4 protein-coding genes are annotated in these 3357 nt (G+C 75.9%); 3 read left to right on the plus strand and 1 reads right to left on the minus strand.

The window, feature by feature from the left end; all coding sequences use genetic code 11:
- Positions 1-146: 146 nt before the first annotated feature.
- Positions 147-740, minus strand: coding sequence for a class I SAM-dependent methyltransferase (locus HUW36_RS28730; protein WP_246248372.1), 594 nt, complete (start codon positions 738-740; stop codon positions 147-149).
- 129 nt (positions 741-869) lie between these two features.
- Here HUW36_RS28730 and HUW36_RS28735 point away from each other — a divergent pair, with 129 nt between their 5' ends.
- The 3 genes from HUW36_RS28735 to HUW36_RS28745 all read left to right on the plus strand — a co-directional run.
- Positions 870-2045: a sensor histidine kinase gene (locus tag HUW36_RS28735; RefSeq protein WP_174530984.1), complete on the plus strand. Its 1176-nt coding sequence runs from the start codon at positions 870-872 to the stop codon at positions 2043-2045.
- Entirely contained in the window at positions 2042-2734 is a 693-nt protein-coding gene (locus HUW36_RS28740) for a response regulator (protein ID WP_174530985.1), read from the plus strand. Before HUW36_RS28735 ends, HUW36_RS28740 begins: the two co-directional genes overlap by 4 nt.
- A gap of 81 nt (positions 2735-2815) precedes the next feature.
- The coding region (locus HUW36_RS28745; protein WP_217428894.1) for a DedA family protein at positions 2816-3357 on the plus strand (542 nt) is incomplete at its 3' end.

Consider the following 3357-nt stretch of genomic DNA (forward strand, 5'->3'; position numbering starts at 1 on the left):
GAGGCCGCGCAGACCGTGCAGGTCTCCGCCTACCCCGACGCCTACGCCCAGTGGGAGAAGCAGGCCACCGACATCGTGGCCCAGCACTGGACCAAGTAACACCACCGAAGGCCGGCACCCCGGAGAGGGGTGCCGGCCTTCGCGCGTCAGCGGGGCAGGGGCCGTCGGCAGTGGTAGACCAGGGCCGGCGGCAGGTTCGACCAGACCGTCCGGCCGACGGTGACCTCCTCGAAGGACCCGGTCAGCAGTCGCCGGAAGCGGCGCGCGGAACGGGTCGTCAGCGCGTGCCGGTACGCGAACGTGGTGAACGCACCGCCCGGCCGGAGCGCCCGCAGCACCGCGTCGAGGACGGCGATCTGCCGTCCGGCGCCGAAGGCTGCCCAGGGCAGCCCGCTCACCACGACGTCGGCGGCGGGGAGGTGGCGGTCGGCCAGCACCCGGTCGAGGGCGGCGGCGTCGGCGCGTACCACCTCCACGGTCGGGTGGCGGCGGGCCAGCGCGGCGGCGAAGGCCGGGTTCAGCTCGACCGCCAGGTGCTGGCCGCGTCCGGCCAGCCGCTGCTGGATGGTCCGGGTGAAGGCACCGGTGCCGGGGCCGAGTTCGACCACGAGCGGCTGCCCGGTGCGGGGCACGGCGGCGGTGATGTCCCGGGCCAGCACCGAACCGCTGGGCAGCACGGCACCGGTGGCGAACGGGTGCCGCGCGAACTGGCCGAGGAAAGCGGGGGCGTCGCTGATCACGTCGATCGACGCTAGGCGCGCGTCGCCGGTCCGGGACTCGTGCGGTGGGCCGGCACACCGGCCAGTCGGAGGAGGGGCACCGGCCGGTGGAAGGGCCGACCCACCCTGCCCGCTCCGTATCGTGGCCGCATGAGGGGTGGGCGGTGGACCTGGTGGCCCGAGCTGCTGCTCGGGCTCGGCACGGCCGCCCTGGGTCTGGTCAGCACCCGGATCGTCATCCCCGGCATCCCGCGTGAGGCGTGGGCCGGCGTCTTCGCGGTGCTCGCCGGACTCGTCCTGACCGGGGTACGCCGCTGGCCGTGGCCGGTGCTGATCGCCACATCGGCGCTGCTGCTGGTCGCCGACACGGTGACGGTGACGGGTGCGGACACCGCCCAGTTCGCCGCCTCGGTCGCGTTGGGCTACGTCGCGTACCGGTCGGGATGGCCGGGCACCGCCGTCGCGTACGGGCTGTTCCTGACGGTGACGCTTGTCAACGTGATCGACCCGGGCAACACGGAGGTCCTGCGGGGCGGCGTGGGCGTGCTCCGGGTGCTGATGCTGGCCGGGTTCGCTGCCGCGCCGGTGGCGTTCGGCCGCTACCTCAGGGGGGTGCGCCAGGCCGCCAGGGCGGCGGAGGAGCGGGCCCGGGAGGCCGAGGAGCGGCGGGCGGCCGAGGCGCGGATGGCCCGGCTGACCGAACGCACGGCCATCGCCCGGGACCTGCACGACATCGTCGCCCACCACGTCGCGGCGATCGCGTTGCGCGCCGGCTCGGCCCGGTACGCGGTGCAGCACACCGGCCGCCCCGAGGAGGCGGTGCTCGCACTCGGTGAGCTGCGGGACACCGCCGGCCAGGTGCTGGACGAGCTGCGGGAACTGCTGGGTGTGCTCCGCGACCCGGACGCGGTCGCGGAGGCCGAGTCGCACGTCGACCCGGCGCAGGTGATCCGGGACGCGGCGCGCCGGGTACGGGAGGCCGGCCTGGCGGTGCAGGTGCGGATGCCGGAGGTGCTGCACCGGGTGCCGCTGGTGGTCGGGACGACCGCCGCCCGGGTGGTGCAGGAGGCGTTGACCAACAGCCTGAAGCACGCCGGCCCCGGCGCGGTCGTCTCGGTCGACGTCCGGGTGGCCGGCGGCGCCCTGCTGATCGAGGTGCTGGACAGCGGTCCGGTGCGGCCGCGTACCCGGTTGCCGACCTCCGGGCACGGTCTGCGCGGCATGCGCGAGCGGGTCGGTCTGCTCGGTGGGACGCTCGTCGCAGGCGGTACCGACGGCGGCGGCTGGCGGCTCCGGGTCCGACTGCCGATCAGGGAGAACGAATGATCAGAGTGCTGGTGGTCGACGACCAGGCCCTCGTCCGCGCCGGCGTGGGCCTGGTGCTGCGGACGGCGGGCGGTTTCGAGGTGGTCGGCGAGGCGGGGGACGGGCACGAGGCGGTCCGGCTCGCCGAGCGACTGCGGCCGGACGTCATCCTGATGGACCTGCGGATGCCGCGCCTCGACGGCATCGAGGCGACCCGGCGGATCCTGCGACAGCAGCCGGCGGCTCGGGTGCTGGTGCTCACCACGTTCGCCGACGACGCGAACGTCTACGGTGCGCTCGGCGCCGGCGCACAGGGCTACCTGGTGAAGGACGGCGCCCCCGAGGATCTGGTCGACGCGGTGCGGCGGGCGGCGTCGGGAGAGCCGCTGCTCGCCGCGCCGGTCCTGGCCCGGGTGCTGCGCCAGGCGCTCGCGGCGCACGACCGCGACCGCGCCCCGGACCCGGCCGCCACCGGGCTCGGGCTGCTCAGCCCCCGGGAGCGGGAGGTGCTGGCGCTTGTCGGCGCGGGGCTGTCCAACGCCGAGATCGGCGCTCGGCTGCACCTCGGGGTGACCACGGTGAAGACCCACGTCTCGGCCGCGATGGAGAAGCTGGAGCTGCGCAACCGGGTCCAGGCCGCAGTGGTGGCGCATCGGCTCGGCCTGGTCGACGACGGGTTCAACCCGGTGCCGGATCCGGGTGGACCCTAGGGCGACGACCGGCCACCCGGAGGACCCGGACCGGCCGCGGGCAGGACGTCGTCGCCCGGCCCGGCCGCGACGCTGGTAACCATGACCTTCCTGGATTCCCTGGTGGACCGGCTCGACGCGCTGCCGCCGGGCCTCCTGCTGCTGGTCGCGGCGGCGGTGCTCGCCGGCGAGGTGGGACTGTTGGCCGGTGTGGTGCTGCCGGCCGCGACCACCATGCTGACGGTGGGGTTGCTGGCCCGCACCGGTCACGTCGACCTGGGCGTCGCGCTGGCGGTGACCACCGCCGCCGCGTTCGCCGGCGACCAGCTCGGCTACCTGGAGGGACGGCTGCTCGGCCCGAAGCTGCGGCGCGGACCGCTGGGCCGTCGGGTGGGGGAGGGACGGTGGCGGCGCGCCGAGGCGCTTGTCGCCGCCCGGGGCGGAAGTGCCGTGCTGCTCGGCCGCTGGACCGCGTTCGTCCGCACGCTGGTGCCCCGCGTGGCCGGGGCGGCCGGACTGCCGTACCGCCGGTTCGTGCTCGCCGACGCCGTGGCGGTGGTCGTCTGGGTGCCCGGCACGGTGCTCGTCGGTTGGGCGGCCGGCGGCCTGCCGGCCGGTGTGCCGGCCGCCGCCGGGGTGGCGGT

This window comes from Micromonospora maritima (assembly GCF_902825405.1).
In the GTDB taxonomy this organism is placed as follows: domain Bacteria; phylum Actinomycetota; class Actinomycetes; order Mycobacteriales; family Micromonosporaceae; genus Micromonospora; species Micromonospora maritima.

What these genes read in the sequence shown, in the direction of transcription:
- HUW36_RS28735 (WP_174530984.1), top strand. Translation starts at nt 870, where the DNA reads ATGAGGGGTGGGCGGTGGACCTGGTGGCCCGAGCTGCTGCTCGGGCTC.
- HUW36_RS28740 (WP_174530985.1), top strand. Translation starts at nt 2,042, where the DNA reads ATGATCAGAGTGCTGGTGGTCGACGACCAGGCCCTCGTCCGCGCCGGC.